The organism is Phycicoccus sp. M110.8 (assembly GCF_032464895.1).
GTDB lineage: Bacteria > Actinomycetota > Actinomycetes > Actinomycetales > Dermatophilaceae > Pedococcus.
The window spans coordinates 1,684,669-1,702,584 of sequence record NZ_JAWDIC010000001.1; the positions used below are offsets into that span (position 1 = coordinate 1,684,669).

At 74.0% G+C, this 17,916-nt stretch carries 16 protein-coding genes; 5 read left to right on the top strand and 11 right to left on the bottom strand.

Translation table 11 applies throughout. The features are described 5' to 3' along the window. Nucleotides 1-105: 105 nt before the first annotated feature. Nucleotides 106-795, top strand: a complete 690-nt coding sequence (locus RKE38_RS08045) for a DNA alkylation repair protein (protein WP_316006920.1) — start codon at nt 106-108, stop codon at nt 793-795. Here RKE38_RS08045 and RKE38_RS08050 read toward each other — a convergent pair. Next, nucleotides 764-1,939 carry an MFS transporter gene (locus tag RKE38_RS08050; protein WP_316006921.1) on the bottom strand — a complete coding sequence of 392 codons (1,176 nt, stop codon included), beginning with the start codon at nt 1,937-1,939 and terminating at the stop codon, nt 764-766. The two genes, RKE38_RS08045 and RKE38_RS08050, sit on opposite strands and share 32 nt — an antisense overlap. Before the next feature lie 53 nt (nt 1,940-1,992). Further along, entirely contained in the window at nt 1,993-2,793 is an 801-nt protein-coding gene (locus RKE38_RS08055; RefSeq protein WP_316006922.1) for a PIG-L deacetylase family protein, read from the bottom strand. Nucleotides 2,794-2,920: 127 nt separating this feature from the next. On the opposite strand from RKE38_RS08055, the gene RKE38_RS08060 reads away from it, so the two are divergent. Next, on the top strand, nt 2,921-5,458 hold the full coding sequence (locus RKE38_RS08060) for a glycoside hydrolase family 3 protein (protein WP_316006923.1): 2,538 nt from the start codon (nt 2,921-2,923) through the stop codon (nt 5,456-5,458). Between the two features lie 82 nt (nt 5,459-5,540). On the opposite strand, the gene RKE38_RS08065 is transcribed toward RKE38_RS08060, so the two are convergent. The 9 genes from RKE38_RS08065 to RKE38_RS08105 form a co-directional block, all read right to left on the bottom strand. After that, nucleotides 5,541-6,272: an SDR family oxidoreductase gene (locus tag RKE38_RS08065; RefSeq protein ID WP_316006924.1), complete on the bottom strand. Its 732-nt coding sequence runs from the start codon at nt 6,270-6,272 to the stop codon at nt 5,541-5,543. Then, on the bottom strand, nt 6,269-7,570 hold the full coding sequence (locus RKE38_RS08070) for a sialidase family protein (protein ID WP_316006925.1): 1,302 nt from the start codon (nt 7,568-7,570) through the stop codon (nt 6,269-6,271). Before RKE38_RS08070 ends, RKE38_RS08065 begins: the two co-directional genes overlap by 4 nt. Then, complete coding sequence (locus tag RKE38_RS08075) at nt 7,567-8,340, bottom strand: HpcH/HpaI aldolase family protein (RefSeq protein WP_410055454.1); 774 nt, start codon at nt 8,338-8,340, stop codon at nt 7,567-7,569. The genes RKE38_RS08070 and RKE38_RS08075 overlap by 4 nt, the downstream gene beginning before the upstream one ends. 84 nt (nt 8,341-8,424) lie before the next feature. Next, a complete protein-coding gene (locus tag RKE38_RS08080; protein WP_316006927.1) occupies nt 8,425-9,411 on the bottom strand; it encodes an aldo/keto reductase in 987 nt (328 codons plus the stop codon). Continuing rightward, nucleotides 9,408-10,295, bottom strand: a complete 888-nt coding sequence (locus tag RKE38_RS08085) for an ABC transporter ATP-binding protein (protein ID WP_316006928.1) — start codon at nt 10,293-10,295, stop codon at nt 9,408-9,410. Before RKE38_RS08085 ends, RKE38_RS08080 begins: the two co-directional genes overlap by 4 nt. Further along, nucleotides 10,292-11,185, bottom strand: a complete 894-nt coding sequence (locus RKE38_RS08090; RefSeq protein ID WP_316006929.1) for an ABC transporter ATP-binding protein — start codon at nt 11,183-11,185, stop codon at nt 10,292-10,294. The genes RKE38_RS08085 and RKE38_RS08090 overlap by 4 nt, the downstream gene beginning before the upstream one ends. After that, the gene (locus tag RKE38_RS08095) at nt 11,182-12,087 is read right to left on the bottom strand and encodes an ABC transporter permease (RefSeq protein ID WP_316006930.1); all 906 of its coding nucleotides are present in this window, start codon (nt 12,085-12,087) and stop codon (nt 11,182-11,184) included. Before RKE38_RS08095 ends, RKE38_RS08090 begins: the two co-directional genes overlap by 4 nt. Then, a complete protein-coding gene (locus RKE38_RS08100) occupies nt 12,084-13,019 on the bottom strand; it encodes an ABC transporter permease (protein ID WP_316006931.1) in 936 nt (311 codons plus the stop codon). The genes RKE38_RS08095 and RKE38_RS08100 overlap by 4 nt, the downstream gene beginning before the upstream one ends. A 4-nt stretch (nt 13,020-13,023) precedes the next feature. Then, on the bottom strand, nt 13,024-14,649 hold the full coding sequence (locus RKE38_RS08105) for an ABC transporter substrate-binding protein (RefSeq protein WP_316006932.1): 1,626 nt from the start codon (nt 14,647-14,649) through the stop codon (nt 13,024-13,026). A 226-nt stretch (nt 14,650-14,875) separates the two neighbouring features. On the opposite strand from RKE38_RS08105, the gene RKE38_RS08110 reads away from it, so the two are divergent. Genes RKE38_RS08110 through RKE38_RS08120 form a run of 3 tightly spaced genes read left to right on the top strand, consistent with a single transcriptional unit; the run spans nt 14,876 to nt 17,912 of the window. Then, nucleotides 14,876-16,087: a four-carbon acid sugar kinase family protein gene (locus RKE38_RS08110; RefSeq protein WP_316006933.1), complete on the top strand. Its 1,212-nt coding sequence runs from the start codon at nt 14,876-14,878 to the stop codon at nt 16,085-16,087. Further along, nucleotides 16,084-17,088 carry a 4-hydroxythreonine-4-phosphate dehydrogenase PdxA gene (gene pdxA / locus RKE38_RS08115; RefSeq protein ID WP_316006934.1) on the top strand — a complete coding sequence of 335 codons (1,005 nt, stop codon included), beginning with the start codon at nt 16,084-16,086 and terminating at the stop codon, nt 17,086-17,088. The genes RKE38_RS08110 and pdxA overlap by 4 nt, the downstream gene beginning before the upstream one ends. Nucleotides 17,089-17,117: 29 nt before the next feature. After that, nucleotides 17,118-17,912, top strand: coding sequence for a DeoR/GlpR family DNA-binding transcription regulator (locus RKE38_RS08120; protein WP_316006935.1), 795 nt, complete (start codon nt 17,118-17,120; stop codon nt 17,910-17,912). Nucleotides 17,913-17,916: the final 4 nt, after the last annotated feature.

The following is a 17,916-nucleotide window of genomic DNA, read 5'->3' on the forward strand; positions in this document are numbered from 1 at the left end:
GCTGCGCCCTGCCGAGCGGCCTCGGCCTGAGGCCCGAGCCGTCGCGCTCAGGCCCGCCGGTCACTGAGCGCCCACCGTGATGGCTGGTGGGCCATGCTGGCTCCCGTGACCCACCCGCTCGTCGAGGCCGTCCGCGACGCGCTCGCCCCGGCCGGCGACCCGCAGCGGGCCCGGGCCCAGCAGGCGTACATGAAGTCGGCCATGCCGTTCCGCGGCCTCACCTCGCCCGAGCTCAAGGCGCTGCTGCGCCCCCTGCTCGCCGACCCGGCGCTGCGCATCGGGGACCGCGCGACGTGGGAGGCGGCGGTGCGCGAGCTCTGGGACGAGGCCACCCACCGCGAGGACCGGTATGCCGCGACGGCCCTCGCCGGCCACCGCGCCTACCGCGCGTGGCAGGACGCCGAGACGCTCCCCCTCTACCGGCACCTCGTCGTCACCGGCGCCTGGTGGGACCACGTCGACGAGGTCGCCACCCACCGGGTCGGCCCGATCCTGTTGTCGCACAAGGGGACCGTCACGCCGGTCGTCCGCTCCTGGGCCACCGACGAGGACCTGTGGCTGCGCCGCACGAGCGTGATCTGCCAGCTCGGCGCCCGCGACCGCACCGACGTGGAGCTGCTGCGGTACGCCGTCGAGTCCAACCTCGACGACCCCAGCTTCTGGCTGCGCAAGGCGATCGGCTGGGCGCTGCGCCAGTACGCGCGCACCGACCCCGACTGGGTCCGGGACCGGGTGGCCGAGTGGGACGGCCGGCTCAGCGGGCTCAGTCGGCGCGAGGCGCTGCGACACCTCTGACGACACCGGCGGCCACGACTCCGGCCAGCGCGGACGACGCGGCCGCGACGAGGAACGCCCCCGCGATCCGGCCGGCGTCTGACAGCGACCCGGCCGCTGCGGCCCCCACCGACGACCCGACGAGGAACGCCGAGATCAGCCACGCGAAGGCCTCGGTCGTCGTCCCCCGCGGGGCCAGCCGGTCGACGAGCTGGAACACGCAGGTCAGCACCACCGGCAGCCCCACCCCGCTCGCCACGGTGAGCACCGCCATGAGGGGCAGGCTCCGGGGCACCAGCGCCAGCGCGGCATACGTCAGGACGAGCACACCGACGCCGAGCAGCAGGTCACGTCGGGCGTCCCGGTGCGGAGCCCGCGGGCTGTAGCCGACGCCGCCGGCGAGCGCGCCGAGCGCGTTGGCGGCCACGAGCCACGGCGCCAGGCCGCGGTCGCCCGCCTGCTCGGCCCACGCGACGAGGGCGACCGCCGGCACGCCGATGGTGAGCCCGACGAGCAGCACCGCGGCATACAGGACGACGAGGCGGTGCGAGCGCAGCGGACCGAGCCAGTGCCGGTCCTCGTGCACCGGCGGCGTCCAGCCGCGCGACGCGCGGGTCGACGTGAACCACGCCGTGCCTGCGAGCCCGACCACGGCCGCGGCGACCAGCCCGCCCCCGGCACCGGCCAGCTGCGCGAGCAGCACGACGAGCGGACCGAGGACGAAGACGAGCTCCTGCGCGGCCGCGTCGAGCGCGAAGGCCGCCGGCACTTGGCGCGGGTGCAGGACCGAGGGCCACAGGGTGCGCAGCGCGGGTTCGAGCGGAGGCGTCGTCAGCCCCGCGACGAGGGCCACGGCCAGCCCCAGGGCCGTCGGGGTCACGGGGAGCAGCGCCAGGGCCAGCGACGACACCACGGCGCCCAGCACGAGCGGCACGCGCTGCCCGCGCAGGTCCATGGCGCGAGACAGCGCGGGGCCGCCGAGGCAGCAGCCCAGGGAGTATGCCGCGGTCAGCAGGCCCGCGCGCCCGTACCCGCTGCCGCTGTCGCGCGTGAAGAGGACGAGGGCGAGCGGCACCATGCCGTTCGGCAGGCGCCCCACGAGTGCCGACACCAGCAGCCGGCCCACCTGCGGGCGGCGCAGCAGGTCGACCGGGTGGACGCCCACGCCGGACGCCCCGGCTGGTGCGGCGGGTGCCGGTTCGTGCGGCTGCGCCACGCTCAGCCGCCGAACGGCCAGCCCGGGCGCATCCCCGGCTCGGCACCGGGCTCGATGTAGTGCTCCGTGCCGAACGTCTGCGCGAAGACCTCCTCGGGCATGCCGAGCATCATCTCGATGTCGCTGGCCTGGCTCCGGTGGGCCTCCAGGGCGGCGCGCCGCTGCGCGAGGTAGCCGCTGACGTCGACCTGCCAGGTGATCTCGGCCTCGGGGGTGCCGAGCGGGTTGCCGTCGTCCATCGGCTGGTCCGGGTCGTAGGCCTGGTCGGCCATCCCCGCCTCGACCGCGGCCTGGTACGTCCGGCGGATCGCGTCACGGTTCATGGTCGACTCGAGCAGCCGCGGCCGGCGCCGGGCCAGCTCGGCGGCCCGGTGCACGACCGGGTTGACCTTGACGTGGTCGGGGTGCCCGTAGCCGCCGTGCCAGTCGTAGCCGACCAGCACGTCAGCGTCCTCCTCGTCGAGGATGTCGGCCAGGCGGCGGGCGGCCTCGTCGACGTCCGCGCCGTGGAACGAGCCGTCGGCGCCGTTCTGGTCCCAGCCGCGCATGCCGGAGTCGGCGTAGCCGAGCCAGGCGACGCGCTGCACCCCGAGTGCGGCCGCCGAGGCCAGCGCCTCGCGGCGGCGCCAGTCGACGAGGGTCTCGCCCTCGGGCAGCCCGGACGCCGGGAGCTCGCCGTGGTCGCCGTTCGTGGCGAACACGGCGACGACGCGGCTGCCCTCGGCGACGGCGCGGGCCATCGAGCCGGAGGTCTGCGAGGCCTCGTCGTCGGGGTGGGCGTGGAGGAAGACGATCGTGGGCACCGCGTCATTCTGCCTGCCGCCGCTGATGTCCTCGCCACCGGATTTCCGCGAACGGGCAGCGGCCCGCCTGCCGTCCGCCGGTCGACGCCGCAGCGACGGATCGGCCGTCGAGGGCGAGACTGGCACCGTGACCGACTACGCCGCCCTCGTCGCCCGCCTCGACCTCGAGACCAAGGTGCGCCTCCTCACCGGGGCCACCTCCTTCACCCTCCACGGCGAGGAGTCGATCGGGCTGGCCCCGATGGCCTTCTCCGACGGCCCGACCGGGGTCCGCGGGCTGAAGTTCACCGGCGGCGAGGAGGTCGCGCTCGTCCCCACCGCCACGCTGCTGTCGGGCGCCTGGAACGAGGACACCGCCCGCGAGGTCGGCGAGCTGCTCGCCGAGGAGGCCGAGCGCCAGCAGATCCACGTCGTGCTCGGGCCGACCATCAACCTGCACCGCACGCCGCTCGGCGGGCGGCTCTTCGAGGCGTACTCGGAGGACCCGCTGCTCACGGGCCGCCTCGCCGCGGCATACGTCAAGGGCCTGCAGGACAAGGGGATCGGCGCCTGCCCCAAGCACCTCGTGGCCAACGAGTCGGAGACGCTGCGCAACTACATGAACTCGGTGGTGAGCGAGGAGGCGCTGCGCGAGGTCTACCTGCTGCCGTTCGAGATCACGGTCGACGACGCGAACCCGTGGTCGATCATGGCGGCCTACAACGACGTCAACGGCGTCGCCGCCACCGAGCAGGACCACGTCAACAACGAGGTGGTCAAGGGCGAGTGGGGCTGGGACGGGCTGCTCATGTCCGACTGGTTCGCGACCAAGACGTCCGCGCCCGCCGCGCTGGGCGGCCTGGACCTCGTCATGCCCGGCCCGGACGGGCCGTGGGGCGAGGAGCTGGTGGCGGACGTGCGCTCCGGCGCGGTGCCCGAGTCGGTGGTGGACGAGCACGTCGTGCGCCTGCTGCGGCTCGCCGAGCGCGTCGGTGCGCTGGGCGCACCGCAGGACCGGCGGACCTGGCCCACCGACTCGCCCGCCCCGGACTCCCCGCAGCGCCGCGCCCAGCTGCGCCGCCTGGCCACCGACGGGATGGTGGTGCTGCGCAACGAGGACGGCGTCCTCCCGCTGTCGGGCGAGCAGAGCGTCGCCCTCCTCGGACGGCACGCGGTCGACACCGTGTGCATGGGCGGCGGCTCGGCGCAGGTGAACCCGCCGCACCAGGTCTCGATCGCCGAGGGGATGCACGCGGTGCTGGGCGACCGCCTCACCGTCGTCGACGGCGTCGAGGTCCGCGAGCGCGCGCTGCCCGCACCGACCGAGACGATCCGCGACCCGAGGACCGGCACGCCCGGCCTGCACGTCGAGCACGTGGACGCCGACGGCACGGTCATGCTGGCCGAGCACAGCGACTCCAGCTCGGTGACGACCGGCTGGGACGACACCCTGCCCCGCCCGACCGAGCAGCTGCGGCTGTCGGCCGAGCTCGTCGCCGGCGGTCCGGTGCGCCTCGGCGCCAGCGGCACCGGTCGCTGGCAGCTGCTCGTCGATGGCACCGAGGTGGGCTCCGCCGACCTCGCCGCCGAGGGCGCCGACCCGGGTGAGTCCATGCTCAAGCCGCCGGTCTGGACCACCGACCTGGACCTGCCCGCCGGCACCATCGTCGAGGCCGTCCTGACCGTCGTGCGGTCCGAGCCGCAGCCCGGCCCCGACGGGAAGATGAGCACCCTGTCGCACGCCATCGCCTCGGGCATGGGCATCAAGTCGCTCGTGGTCGCGCCGGTGCCGGCGCCGGCCGACGAGGTCATCGCCGCGGCGGTCGAGGCGGCCCGCGCGGCCGACGTCGCGGTCGTCGTCGTCGGACTCACGCCCGAGCAGGAGACCGAGGCCACCGACAAGACCACGCTCGCGCTGCCCGGTCGCCAGGACGACCTCGTCGCCGCCGTCGCCGCGGCCGCCCGCCGCACCGTGGTGGTCGTCAACGCCGCCACCCCGGTGCTCATGCCGTGGGCGCAGGACGTCGACGCGGTGCTCGTCGTCGGGCTCCCCGGGCAGGAGGGCGGCCACGCGGTGGCGGACGCCCTGCTCGGGATACGCGAGCCCGCCGGGCGGTTGGTCACCTCGTGGCCGGCTGCCGACGGCGCCGCGCCCGCTTGGGACGTCGAGCCCACCGACCTGCGGCTCGAGTACACCGACGGCACCTTCGTCGGGTACCGCGGCTTCCACGCCGGACGTGCGCCGGCGCCTGCCCACTGGCTGGGTGCGGGCGAGGGCTACGGCTCCTGGGAGTATGCCGACGCCCGCCTCGCCGGGACCGGCGCCGGGTCCGCTGGTGGGGCCGGTGTGCCCGGCGCAGCCGATGGGGCCGGGGCCGGTGACGATTCCGGCGCCACCACGCCGACCGTGGAGGTGACCGTGCGCAACACCTCGACGCGGGAGTCCCGCGAGGTCGTGCAGGTCTACTTCCAGCCCGCCGAGGAGGACCAGCCGGTCCGGCTCGTGGGCTGGACCGGGGTCAGCGTCCCGACCGGCACCGAGACGACCGTCGAGGTCGCGACCGAGCCGCGGCTGTGGCGCCGCTGGGACACCGATGCCGGTGCCTGGGCGACCCTCTCGGGCGCGGGCGAGCTGCTCGTCGCCCGGGGGCTGGGGGACGTGCGCCACCGCATCCCGCTGGGGTGAGCCCACGGCATACGCTGGCCGACGTCCCCGCCACCGTCCGGGCGCGCTGGGGCCGCTCCTGACGTCCGCGGGGTCCGGGCGATCAGAGTGAGGCGCCCCCGCAGACCTGCCAGTGCTGGCCGGTCACCATGGCACCGTCCGGTCCGAGCAGGTGTGCCACCAGCGCGGCGACCTCCTCGGGCTCGACCAGCCGGCCGAGCGGCGGGACCGCGACGGGGGTGGCCGATCGACGTGGGTCCTGGAGCATCGCCGTCCGGGTGGGGCCGGGCTCGACGACGTTGACGGTCACCCGGCGCGGCGCGAGCTCCTGCGCCCACGAGCGGGCGAGGCCGCGCAGCGCGGCCTTGCTCGCGGCATACAGGCTCTTGCCCGCCACCCCGGCTGCGGTGCGGCTGCCGACGAGGACGATCCGTCCGCCGTCGTCGAGGCGGTCGACGAGCGCGTGTGCGAGGGTCGTCGCGGCGCCGACGTGCACGTCGTACATGCGGCGCCCGGACTCCGGGTCGAGGTCGGCCAAGGTCCCGCTCTCCTGGAACCCGGCGGCGTGGACGAGCGCCCGCACCGAGGCCAGGTCGGCGGTCACGGCAGCCGGTGCCGCAGGGTCCGACAGGTCGCACGGTCGCCAGTCCAGGCCCTCGAGGCCCGGGTCCCGCCGGGACAACCCGACGACGCGCCAGCCGTCGGCGAGGAGGCGGACGGCGACCGCCCGGCCGATGCCCGAGCTCGCGCCCGTGACGACGGCGGTGCCGGCAGCGCCGGCCCCGGCGGTGCTCGCGCCGGCGCTGCGGGCGCCGGTGCTCCTGGCGCCGCTCACGCCCTGTCGGCGGCCGTCTCGCCGGCGCCGGGCACCTGGCCGGCCGGGACGCGGACGTAGCGGATCGCCTTGCGGTGGTGGGTGAAGGCGACGTGCACGGTCCCGTCGGGCCCCTCGACCACCGAGGGGTAGCTGAGCTCGCGGTTGAGGCCGTCGCGGGAGTTGTTCGACAGCGCGTAGCCGTCGCCATCGGCGAGCACCCGCCGCCAGGGCCAGGTCAGGCCGTCGTCCCCCGAGACCGCGAGCGTGAGCGGCGCGCGGGGCGCCCCCCAGAAGGCGACCCGCGGAGCCCCGTCGCCGTGCGTGGGGCCGTCCGCGTGCCGCGGTCCGGTCCCTCCCGACACGCCCTCCGCGACCGGGACCACCTCGGGCGCCGCACCCTCGGCGATGCCGTCGTCGTCGATCTCGTCGTAGAGCGAGGCCCGGCGGGCGGTCGCGTCGAGGCGGCTCGACTCGTTGAGCACCATGGCCGTCCGGCCACCGGCGAGGCGGACCGCCTGGATCGAGGAGTTGTTGTTGGGCAGCTCGACGGGGACAGGCGCGCTCCAGGCGCAGCCGTCCGGCGAGGTGCTGCGGCGGACGTGGTCGGCCCAGCGGCTGCGGTAGTACGCCGTCCACGCCCCGGAAGCGGCCGGCGGCACGACGCACATGTGCACGGCGCCGGTGGAGTCGGGGACGGGCTGCTCGAGCCAGTGCGCCCCCGCGTCGTCGGACACCCACACGCTGCTGGTGTCACGGTCGCCGACCCACCGCTCGCCGGGCACCGGCACGCAGGCGAAGGTCGGCAGCACCCACCTGCCGTCCGGCAGCACCACGGGAGGCTGGCGGACGAAGACACCCTCGCCGTCCTTGGCGAGCAGGGTCCGCTGGTCGCCCCAGGTCAGGCCGGCGTCGGAGGAGGTGCGCACCCGCACGACCGCCGTGTCCTGGTTGCCGGCGCGCTGCGCGGTCCAGAACAACCAGAGGACGCCGTCGGGCGCGACGAACAGCACCGGGTTCTGCTCGGAGAGGTCCGGGTCGCTGCTGAGCCGCACCGGGTCCGACCACGGTGAGGTCTCGTCGTCCGGCCGCCGCGAGAACCAGACGCTGATGTCGGCCACGCCCTCCTGGGTGCCCCCGAACCAGACGCACCCGAGGTCGCCACCGGGCAGGACGGCGAGGTTCGCCGCGTGCGCCTGGACCGTGGGCGACGGCAGGTAGGCCTCGGTGAGCCCGTCCTCGCGCCGCCGCAGCACCCCGTCCGCGACCACCTCGGCGGCAGGGGGGCGCGAGGTGGCCGCGGGGTCGGAAGGGCTCACCGGTCGCCCCGCGCGGCCGAGAGGTGGTCGGCAGCAGCCCGCTCGAGGTGCACGAGGTCGGAGGAGACGGTCGCGAAGGTGAACCCCTCGGCGAGCCGCTTGGCGGCATCGGCACCGGCCGGGGTGTGGATGCCGGCGGCGACGCCCGCAGCCGCCGCCGCGGCGCGGATGCGCTCGAGCGCTGCCTCGAACACGTCGGCCACGGCCGGGTCGCCCGGGAACGCACCGCCGACGGCGAGGCACAGGTCGGACGGCCCGACGTAGACGCCCGTCAGCCCGGGGACGGCGCAGATCTCCTCGACCGCCTCCAGGCCCTCGGGCGTCTCGATCATCGCCAGGCAGGCGATCGCGGCGTTCGCCTCGGCCGGCACCGGCCCGACCCGCAGCCCGGAGCGCATCGGGCCGTAGGACCGCGTGCCCTGCGGCGGGTACGTCGCCGACGACACCGCACGGGCGGCGTCCTGCGCCGAGTTGACGAGGGGCACGATGACCCCGGCCGCACCCGCGTCGAGCGCCTGGCCGATGAGGAACGGGTCGTTGGCGCCGACCCGCACCAGGCCGACCGACCGGCCGCCCGCGTCGACCGCGGTGAGCGCGCGCAGGATGCCGGAGTACTCGACGAGCCCGTGCTGGCCGTCGACGCAGACGTAGTCGTAGCCGAGCCGGGCGATCCGCTCCGTGGCGACCGGGGCGTCGAGCACGACCCAGTAGCCGACCGCGGCCTCGCGGCGGCGCAGCCGGTCGGTGAACGCCCTGGCGGTCGGGGGCACGGGCTCGGTGGTCAGGGGCTGCGTGGTCACGTCGGGTCTCCGGTGTCGGTCGGTGTCGGTTTCGGTGCCGTGTCTGGTGCCGTGTCAGCGGTTGTATGCCGGCATGGGGCCGTCCAGGGTGCGGCCCACCTCCGCGCAGGCGTCGAGGACGTCGGCGGGCAGGGGGCCCCGGTCGGCGACGGCGAGGTTGGCGCGCAGCTGGTCGGGCTTGGAGCCGCCGAGCAGGACCGCCGTGACGACGTCCTGCGACAGCAGCCAGCGCAACGCGAGCTCCGGCAGCCCGAGGCCGGCCTGCCGGGCGATGCCGTCGAGCGCCTCGACCGCGTCGAACAGCGCCCGGTTCCAGTAGCGGTCGCGGTACATCTGCGACAGGGCCGAGGAGCCGAACCGGCCCTCGCCGGGTGCCTCGTCGAAGCGGTGCCGGCCGGTCAGCAGGCCACCGCCGAGCGGGTTGTAGACGACCGTGGCGAGGCCGTGGGTCGTGGCGAACTCGGCATACTCCTGCTCGATCCGACGGGCCACGAGGTTGTAGAGCTGCTGGGCGACCACGGGCCTCGGGGCGCCGGCGCGGTCGCACGCGGCCTCGACGTCGGCGACCTGCCAGGCCGCGTAGTTCGAGACGCCGAGCGCTCCCACGAGGCCCTCGTCGACCAGCTCGGCCAGGGCCGACGCCGTCTCGTCCAGGGGCACCGACCGGTCGGGCTGGTGCAGGTAGAGCAGGTCGACCCGGTCGGTGCCCAGGCGGCGCAGGCTGGCCTCGAGCGAGGGGCGGATGCCCTCGCGCGACAGCAACGGGTGCCCGGCCGCGTCCCCGGCGTAGATGCCGACCTTGGTCGCGACGCTCACGTCGTCGAACCGGCCGCGCAGGACCTCGCCGAGGATCTCCTCGCTGCGCCCACCGGCATACCCGTTGGCGGTGTCGATCGCGGTGACGCCGGCGTCGAGCGCGACCTGCACCATCTCGCGGGCGGTGTCGAGGTCGGCGGTGTCCCCGAACGTCATCGTGCCGAGCACCAGGCGCGGCAGCGGCTTGACCAGCCCGGGCAGCTGCGTGGTCGCGGTGGCGGTCACGAGGCCACCGCCTGGGCCGCCGCCTGGTTCTCGGCCGCCCGGGCCGCGGCGATCGCGCGGACCACGTCACGGGGTTTGCGCCCGGACATGAGGGCGGGGTCGAGGGCGCTGCGCCGCAGCTGGCGGGTGTACTCCTCGCGGGGCCGCGTCAGCAGCTCCTCGGTGTCACCCTGCTCGACGACCTGGCCGCGGCGCAGGACGAGCACCTGCTCGCTGATCGCCCGGACGACGCCGAGGTTGTGCGAGATGACGAGGTAGGTCAGCCCGGTCTCCCGGCGCAGCTCGGCCAGGATCTGGAGCACCTGCGCCTGCACGCTGACGTCGAGGGCGCTGGTCGCCTCGTCGAGGACGAGCACCTCCGGGTCGGACGCGAGCGCGCGGGCGATGCCGATGCGCTGGCGCTGTCCCCCGGAGAACTCGTGCGGCTTGCGGTCGAGGGCGGAGGCCGGCAGGCCCACCTGGTCGATGAGCTCGGCGGCACGCTTGCGCCGCACCGAGGCGGACCGCTCACCGCGGGCCCGCATCGGCTCGGCGACGATGTCGCGGGCCGACAGGTGCGGGTCCAGCGAGCCGTAGGGGTCCTGGAACACCATCTGTATGCGGTGCCGCAGCGGCCGCAGCTGCCGCTCGCCGAGGGTGGCGAGGTCGGTGCCGTCGAGGACGACCGAGCCCGACGTCGGCTTGAGCAGCCGGACGAGGGCCTTGGCGATGGTGGACTTGCCCGACCCGGACTCGCCGACGACGGCCAGGGAGCCGCCCGCCGGGACCGAGAACGACACGTCGTCGACCGCGCGGTAGGCGTGCTCGCCGGAGCCGTACTCGACGACGAGGTTGCGGACGTCCAGCAGCGGGGCGCCCGGTGTGCGCTGGCTCGTGGTGCTCACGCGACGTCTCCCTTCGTGGTGAGCAGGCGCGGGCGGTGGGCCGGCTCGGCGGCGCCCGCGACGGGGAGGCTGACCGGTTCCGGCGCCGCGTCGGGGTCCTCCCAGGGACCGAGCGCCGGTATGGCGGCGAGCAGCTGGCGCGTGTACGCGTGCTGCGGCGCGTCCACCACCTGCTCCACGGGGCCGCTCTCGACGAACGAGCCGGCCTTCATCACGTGGATGCGGTCGCTCATGAGGCGGGCGACGCCGAGGTCGTGCGTGATGAGCAGCATCGCCGCCCCCGTCTCCTCCTGGATCTCGAGCAGCAGGTCGAGGATGCCGGCCTGCACCGTCACGTCGAGGGCCGAGGTCGGCTCGTCGGCGACGATGAGGTCGGCCTCGGCCGACAGCGCCATCGCGATGAGCACCCGCTGCAGCATCCCGCCCGACAGCTGGTGCGGGTAGGACCTCAACCGGCGCTCGGGGACGCTCAGGTGCACCTGGCGCAGCAGCTCCAGGGCGCGGGCCGATGCCTCACGCTTGCCGAGCTCGGGGTGGCTGAGGCGGATCGCCTCGACCATCTGCCGCTCGATCGTGGCGATGGGGTTGAGCGCCGTCATCGGGTCCTGCGGGATGAGGGCGACCGTGCGACCGCGGAGCGCGGTGACGTGCTTGCGCGTGCCGACGACGTCCTTGCCGTCGATGGTGGCCGTGCCGCCGAGGACGGCGAGGTCGTCGGGCAGCAGCCGCAGCAGGGCCATCGCTGTCGTGGACTTGCCCGAGCCGGACTCGCCGATGATCGTCACGGTCTCGCCGCGGTCGATGTGGAAGCTCACGCCGTCGACCGCCCGCACGACGCCGTGCGGCGCCATCAGGTCGACCGTCAGGTCCTGCACGTCGACGATGCTCATGACTCGCTCCCCGCCTTGGCGCGGCGGACCCGGTCGCGCAGGCCGTCGCCGAGCAGGTTGACCCCGAGGACCAGCAGCGCGATCGCGATGCCCGGGACGGTGACGAGCCACCACTCGCCGGTCACGAACAGCTCCCGGCCGTCGGAGATGATGCCGCCCCAGGTCGGGTAGGGCCGCTGTACGCCGGCGCCGAGGAAGGACAGCGCGCTCTCGAGCAACACCGCCTGCGCCAGCAGCAGGAACACCACGACCAGGGTCTGGGACAGGATGTTGGGGATGATGTGCCGCACGATGATCGTCATGCGGCGCAGGCCGAGGACCTGGGCCGCGGCGACGTACGGCTTCTCCCGCTCCACGAGCACCAGCGCCCGGGTGAGGCGGGCCGGCTCGGGCCACTGCGCGAGCGCGATGACGAGGGTGATCACCGGGACCGAGGGCCCGAACAGCGCGACCACCAGCAGCAGCATGAGCAGCAGCGGCAGCGACATCTGGGCCTCGAGCAGACGCGAGACGACCGAGTCGACCCAGCCGCCGAGGTAGCCCGCCGCGGCGCCGGCGACCACGCCGACCACGCCGGACAGGAGGATGGCGAGGAAGCCGATCAGCAGCGAGGTCTGGCCGCCGAAGAGGATGCGCGAGAGCAGGTCGCGCCCGTTCGGGTCGGTGCCGAGGACGTGCCCCGGGCTGAACGGCGGCAGGTGCGAGGCCGAGAGGTTGCCGCGGATGGGGTCGGGCAGCGGCAGCACGTCGGCCAGCAGGACCGGCACCACCACCACCGCGGCGCAGAGCGCGCCCAGCCAGATCTTGACGGTGCTGTACCGCGCCTTGCGGGCGGCCGCGGAGCGGCGCAGCAGTCGCGCCGGGACGGCGACGCGGGGGCGGGGCAGGGCGGTGTCGCTCATGCGCGGGCCTCCTGTCCGAGTCGGACCCGGGGGTCCATGAGGGGGTAGAGCAGGTCGACCAGGAGCTGGACGACCAGGGCGAGGACGACGGTCACCAGCACCGTGGCCTGGATCAGCGGGAAGTCGCGGCGCTGGAGCGCGTCGACGACCAGCTCACCGACACCGGGCCACTTGAAGACGACCTCGACGATGACGACGCCGTTGAGCATCGCGGCGAACCGGGTGCCCAGGGCGGTGACGACCGGGATCGCGGAGTTCGCGAACGCGTACCGCCACGTGAGGCGGCGCTCGGAGACCCCGCGCGAGCGGGCGATGGTGACGTACGGAGCGGTGAGGTTCGTGACCATCTCGCGCCGCACGAGCCGGGAGATCAGCGCCACCTGCAGGATCACGATCGTCAGGCAGGGCAGCACGATCGAGCTCATCGACGTGAAGCCCGAGGGCGAGAAGACCTGCAGGTTCACCGCGAAGACGATGAGCAGCACGAACCCGATCCAGAAGTCCGGCATCGACTGCCCGGCGATGGTCGCCATGTTCGCCCCGAGCTCGGGGGCGGTGTCGCGACGGCGCGCCATCCACACCCCCAGCGGGACCGCGACCAGCGCCGTGACGACGATCGCGACCACCGCCAGGGTGATGGTGTACGGAAGCCGCTGCATCACCACGTCCAGCGCCTGCTGGCGGAACTGGAACGACTGCCCGAGGTCGCCGCGCAGCACCTGGCCGAGGTAGGTGAAGTACTGCTGCAGCACGGGCTGGTCGAGCCCGAACTGGTGGCGGATCGCCTCGAGCTGCTCCGACGACGGGTTCGGCGGCGCGTAGTTGACGGCCGGGTCGCCCGGCGCCATCCGGAGCAGGACGAACACGGCGGTGACGGTCAGCCAGGCGGTGAGCACCGTCTGGGCGACGCGTTTGAGCACGTACCGGCGCATGGGGTCAGCCTGACACCTTGACCTTGGACAGGTCGTAGGAGTTCGCGGGCGACAGGTCGAGCGCGGTGACCCGCTTGCGCTTGGCCAGGACGACGTCCGGGGTCCACGCCCACATGGCCGGCCACAGCGCCCAGATCTTCTTCTGCGCCTCGGCGAGCAGCGCGTTGCGCTTGCCCTCGTCGGCCTCGCCGGACGCCTGGTCGAGCAGCGCCACGACGTCCGGGGCGACGAAGCCCTGGTAGGTGTCGCGGGTCTTCTCCTTCTCCGGCGTCCCGCCGTACTGGCCCTGCAGGTTGGTCAGGGCCAGGCCGGTCTGGTTGCCGTAGCCGTTGGCCAGCACGTCCCAGTCCCCGGCCTCGCCGCGACGCCACGCGTTGATGTCGCCGCCCTTGGGGATCATCTTGAGGACCGACTTCACGCCCACGTCCGACAGCATCCCCGAGATCGCCTCGAGCACGCGGGCCGCGCCGGCGAACTCCGAGTCCTCCCAGATGAAGGTGAGCGTGAGGTTCGAGACCCCGGCCGCCGCCAGCATCGACTTCGCCTTGGCCGGGTCGAAGGTGTAGTCACCGGTCTTGACGTAGCCCGCGAGGGTCGTGGGGACGACACCCTCGGCGGAGCGGACCAGGCCGTTCATGAGGCTCTTGATGAGGGCGTCGTGGTCGACCGCGTGCGAGAGCGCCTCGCGCACCTCGGGCCGCGAGAGCGGGTGCGACGACGGCTTGCGGAAGTTGTAGAACAGGTGGATCAGCCGGGTGCCCGGCTCCTGCACGATGTCGATGTCCTTCTTGGACTTCAGGGCCGCCGTCGACTCCGGGGTGATCGTGTCGATGACGTCGGCCTGGCCGGAGGTGATCGCGATGACGCGGGCACCCTCCTCCTCCTGGTAGGAGACCTTGACCTCCTTGAGGAGTGCCTTCTCGCCCCAGTAGTTCTCGTTGCGCACGAGGCGGTAGGTCCCGGTTCCCGAGTCGGCCTCGGCGACGGTGAAGGGGCCGGAGCCGATGCCGTCGCGCAGCTCCTCGGGCTTGTTGGCCTTGGCCGGCGTGATGAGGATGTTGGACATCAGCGAGTTCAGCGTGGCGAGCGGCTTCTTCGTCGTCAGGGTGAAGGTCGTGTCGTCGACCTTGGCGAACGTCGGCTGCTCGGGGAACTGGGAGGCGACATAGCCGGCCTTGACCTGGAAGTAGAGCTTGAGCGCGGTGTCGACGTCCTCGACCGTGACCGGCGACTTGTCGGAGTAGTGGATGCCGTCGCGCAGCTTCACCGTCCAGACCGTGGGCGACGTCTGCTCGAACGACTGCGCCAGGACGAGCTCGGGCTTGAGGTCGTTGCCGATGCGGGTCAGGGCCTGGCGGACCGCGCGCTGCACGGTGACCGCGGCGTCGTACTGGTTGAGCTTGTTGTCCAGGCTCACGAGGTTGCGGTTGAGGACGATGCTGATGCTGCCGCCGTCGGCCGCGGCGGACCCACCGGACCCGGCCGCCGACTGCGGACCGGCGCACGCGCTCACGGCTGCGCCGACCGCGGTGCTGAGGCCGATGAGGCCGGCGAACTGCAGCACGGCTCGGCGGGACACACCCTCGCTCCCGGAAACTGTGGCCTCGAGGGACCGGACGATGTCGGACATGAACTTCCTCCTTGAAGTCTCCGGGGTGCGCCCAGGGGGGCGTCTCTGCTCCGACGGCCACGATGGCACAGTTGCGCGTTGTGCGCAATAGCTGTAGCGTGAATTGCGTTATGTGAACGCTGGTGCAGAGCCGCACCGCTTCTCCAGCCACTGGCGTGAGCACGCACCACCACTGCGAAAACCGCTGTGGTACTTGAATTTCGAAGGGTTCGGGGAGGTCGCGTCGATGACGGAGCAGCTCATCCTGGCGGACGACCTTTCCGGCGCGTCCGAGGCAGCGGCGCAGTTCTTGTTGCGCACAACGCGCATTCTGGTGGATTGTTCGCCGCAGCCGGCGACCGGGCGGTCCGCCACCCGCGTCCGCTGCGTCGACCTGCACACCCGGCACGCGCCGGGACCCGTGGTCACCGACCGGGTGCGCACGGCGCTCGCGGCGGCCGGCTGCCCCCAGCACGTCCTGGTCAAGGTCGACTCGCTGCTGCGTGGCACCCCCGAGCACCTCGTGCGCGCGGTCCGTGAGGCGCTCACCCCGCCCGGGTACCCGGCTCCCCCCGTGGTCATCTGTCCCGCGACCCCGACCGCAGGGCGCACCGTCGTCGGAGGTGTCGTGCACGTCGCCGGCCGCCCCCTGCACGAGACGGACCTCTGGCACGCCGAGCACCGGACTCCTCCGGGCAGGGCCGCCGAGGCGCTGCCCGGCCTGGACGTCCTGGCCGTGCCGCTGGACGTCGTGCGCGGTCCGCGCAGCCGGCTGGTCGCCGCCATGCTCGACGCGACCCGCACCGGCCGGACCTGCTTCTGCGACGCCGAGACGGATGCCGACCTCGACACGCTCGTGGCCGCGGCCGCGGAGCTCCCCGGCGCCGTGCTCGTCGGTGCGGGCGGCCTGGCCGCCGCCGCCGCCCGTGCCCTCCGCCCGGACGTGGAGGAGGGGGACGTATGCCGTGACGGTGCCGCACCCGCGTCCCGCGTCCTCGTCGTGGCCGGCTCCGCAGCACCGGGCCTCGCCCGCGAGGTCGCGGAGCTCGCGGCCGCCGGCGCCGACGTGGTGGAACCCACCGTCGCCGACCTGCTCGCCGGCACCGCCGTGCTGCCCGACCTCGGCGCCTCGGCGCCGGTCACCGTGGTCCGCCCGGCGGCCGCGCCCGTCGACCCGTCCGTCTCGACCCACCTGGTCGCCGCGCTGGCCGACGCCGTCGTGCCCGCAGTGCCGGCCACCGCCGCACTGGTCCTCACCGGCGGCGAGACGGCCCGCGCCGTCCTCGACCGGCTGGGCGTGCGCAGCCTGCGACCCGTCCGCGCGGACGCCGGCGCCGTCACCGCCCTGGCCGACGACGGCCGCACCGTCGTCACCCGCCCCGGAAGCTTCGGCCACGGCGCCGCCCTGGCCGACATCGTCACGACCCTCACCCACCGACCCCACCAGGAGCCGTCATGAGCACAACCCCCACCATCGCCGTCACCATGGGCGACGGCGCCGGCATCGGCCCCGAGATCGTGGTGCGCGCGCTGCTCGACCCGGAGGTCACCGGGGGTGCGCACTGCGTGGTGGTGGGTGACGCCCGGCGGCTGCGCACCGCGGCGGACATCGTCGGCCTGCAGGCCGACGTCGTCGCGGTCGACGGTGTCGCCGACGCCGAGTACACCCCCGGGCGCATCAACGTCATCGACCTCGGCCTGCTGCCCGAGGACCTGCCGTTCGGCCAGCTGTCGGCCGTCGCCGGCGACGCCGCCTACCACTACATCCGCGTGGCCAGCGAGCTCGCCATGTCCGGCGACGTCCAGGCCATCTGCACCGCGCCCCTCAACAAGGAGGCCCTGCACGCCGGTGGCCACGTCTTCCCCGGGCACACCGAGCTGCTGGCGAAGCTCACCGACACCCCCGAGGTGTCGATGATGCTGTCCACACCTCGCGTCAAGGTCATCCACGTGACCACCCACATCGGCCTCATCGACGCCGTGGCCAAGATCGAGCCGGGCCTCGTCGAGCGCACGATCCGTCGCGGTCACCGCGCCCTGGTCGACGCTGGCGTGAGCCACCCCCGCATCGGCGTCTGCGGCATCAACCCGCACGCCGGCGAGAACGGCCTGTTCGGCCACGGCGAGGAGGAGAGCAAGATCAACCCGGGCGTCGAGGCGTGCCGCGCCGACGGCATCGACGTCCACGGTGCCCTGCCCGCCGACACGCTGTTCTTCCTCGCGGGTCGCGGCGACTACGACCTCGTCGTCGCGATGTACCACGACCAGGGCCATGGCCCGGTGAAGGTGCTGGGGCTCGAGGCCGGCGTCAACGTCACGGTGGGGTTGCCCGTCATCCGCACCTCGGTCGACCACGGCACCGCCTTCGACATCGCGGGCAAGGGCATCGCGGACCACCGATCGATGGTCGAGGCCCTGCGGCTCGCCCGGGAGATGGCGCCCGAACCCGTCGCCTCGTGAGCGCCGCGTCGACTAGGGTGCGCCCAACCATGGACAGGCTTCGATCCGGACCCCGGCGCGACCGCATCGTGGAGATGGCCTCGTCGAACGGGCTGACCAGCGTCGAGGAGCTCTCGGCCACCTTCGGCGTCACCCCCTCCACGATCCGTCGCGACCTCGCCCTGCTCACGACGCAGGGCAAGCTGGCCCGCACCTACGGCGGTGCGCTCAGCCTCGAGCCGCACCCCGAGGCCTCCCTGCGCCAGCGGCTCGGGCAGGCCCACGCCGCCAAGCGCGCCATCGCGGCCTGGGCCGCCTCGCAGATCGTCCCGGGTGAGAGCGTGCTCCTGGACGGTGGGTCGACGACCGCGGCACTCGCCCAGGAGCTGACCGGGCTGCGCCACCTGTCGGTGTCGACCATCGGCCTGCCCGCGCTCGAGGTCCTCGTCGAGGCCGAACCCGCGGACCTCGAGATCGTGCTGCTCGGTGGCCGGCTGCGGCCGATGAGCCAGAGCTTCGTCGGGCCCGTCACCGAGCAGGCGCTCGAGCGGATGACCTTCGACCGGGCCTTCATGGGTGCCGACGGCGTCCGCGCCGACCGCGGCATCAACGAGAAGGACCTCGAGCAGACCCGGCTGAAGGAGCTCATGATGAGCCGCGCCGACCACGTCTACGTCCTCGCCGACGCCTCGAAGATCGGCCAGGCCCCGTTCCACGCCTGGGCCGTCATGCCGGCCCGCTGGACCCTGGTCACCGACTCCGGGGTCGACCCGGCCGCCCTCGAGCCGTTCCGCGCCAAGGGCATCGACGTCGAGGTGGCGCCCGACCTGCCGGGCACCGACTGACCGC

What these genes read in the sequence shown, in the direction of transcription:
- RKE38_RS08090 (WP_316006929.1), bottom strand. Translation starts at nt 11,185, where the DNA reads ATGAGCATCGTCGACGTGCAGGACCTGACGGTCGACCTGATGGCGCCG.
- RKE38_RS08095 (WP_316006930.1), bottom strand. Translation starts at nt 12,087, where the DNA reads ATGAGCGACACCGCCCTGCCCCGCCCCCGCGTCGCCGTCCCGGCGCGA.
- RKE38_RS08100 (WP_316006931.1), bottom strand. Translation starts at nt 13,019, where the DNA reads ATGCGCCGGTACGTGCTCAAACGCGTCGCCCAGACGGTGCTCACCGCC.
- RKE38_RS08105 (WP_316006932.1), bottom strand. Translation starts at nt 14,649, where the DNA reads ATGTCCGACATCGTCCGGTCCCTCGAGGCCACAGTTTCCGGGAGCGAG.
- RKE38_RS08110 (WP_316006933.1), top strand. Translation starts at nt 14,876, where the DNA reads ATGACGGAGCAGCTCATCCTGGCGGACGACCTTTCCGGCGCGTCCGAG.
- pdxA (WP_316006934.1), top strand. Translation starts at nt 16,084, where the DNA reads ATGAGCACAACCCCCACCATCGCCGTCACCATGGGCGACGGCGCCGGC.
- RKE38_RS08120 (WP_316006935.1), top strand. Translation starts at nt 17,118, where the DNA reads ATGGACAGGCTTCGATCCGGACCCCGGCGCGACCGCATCGTGGAGATG.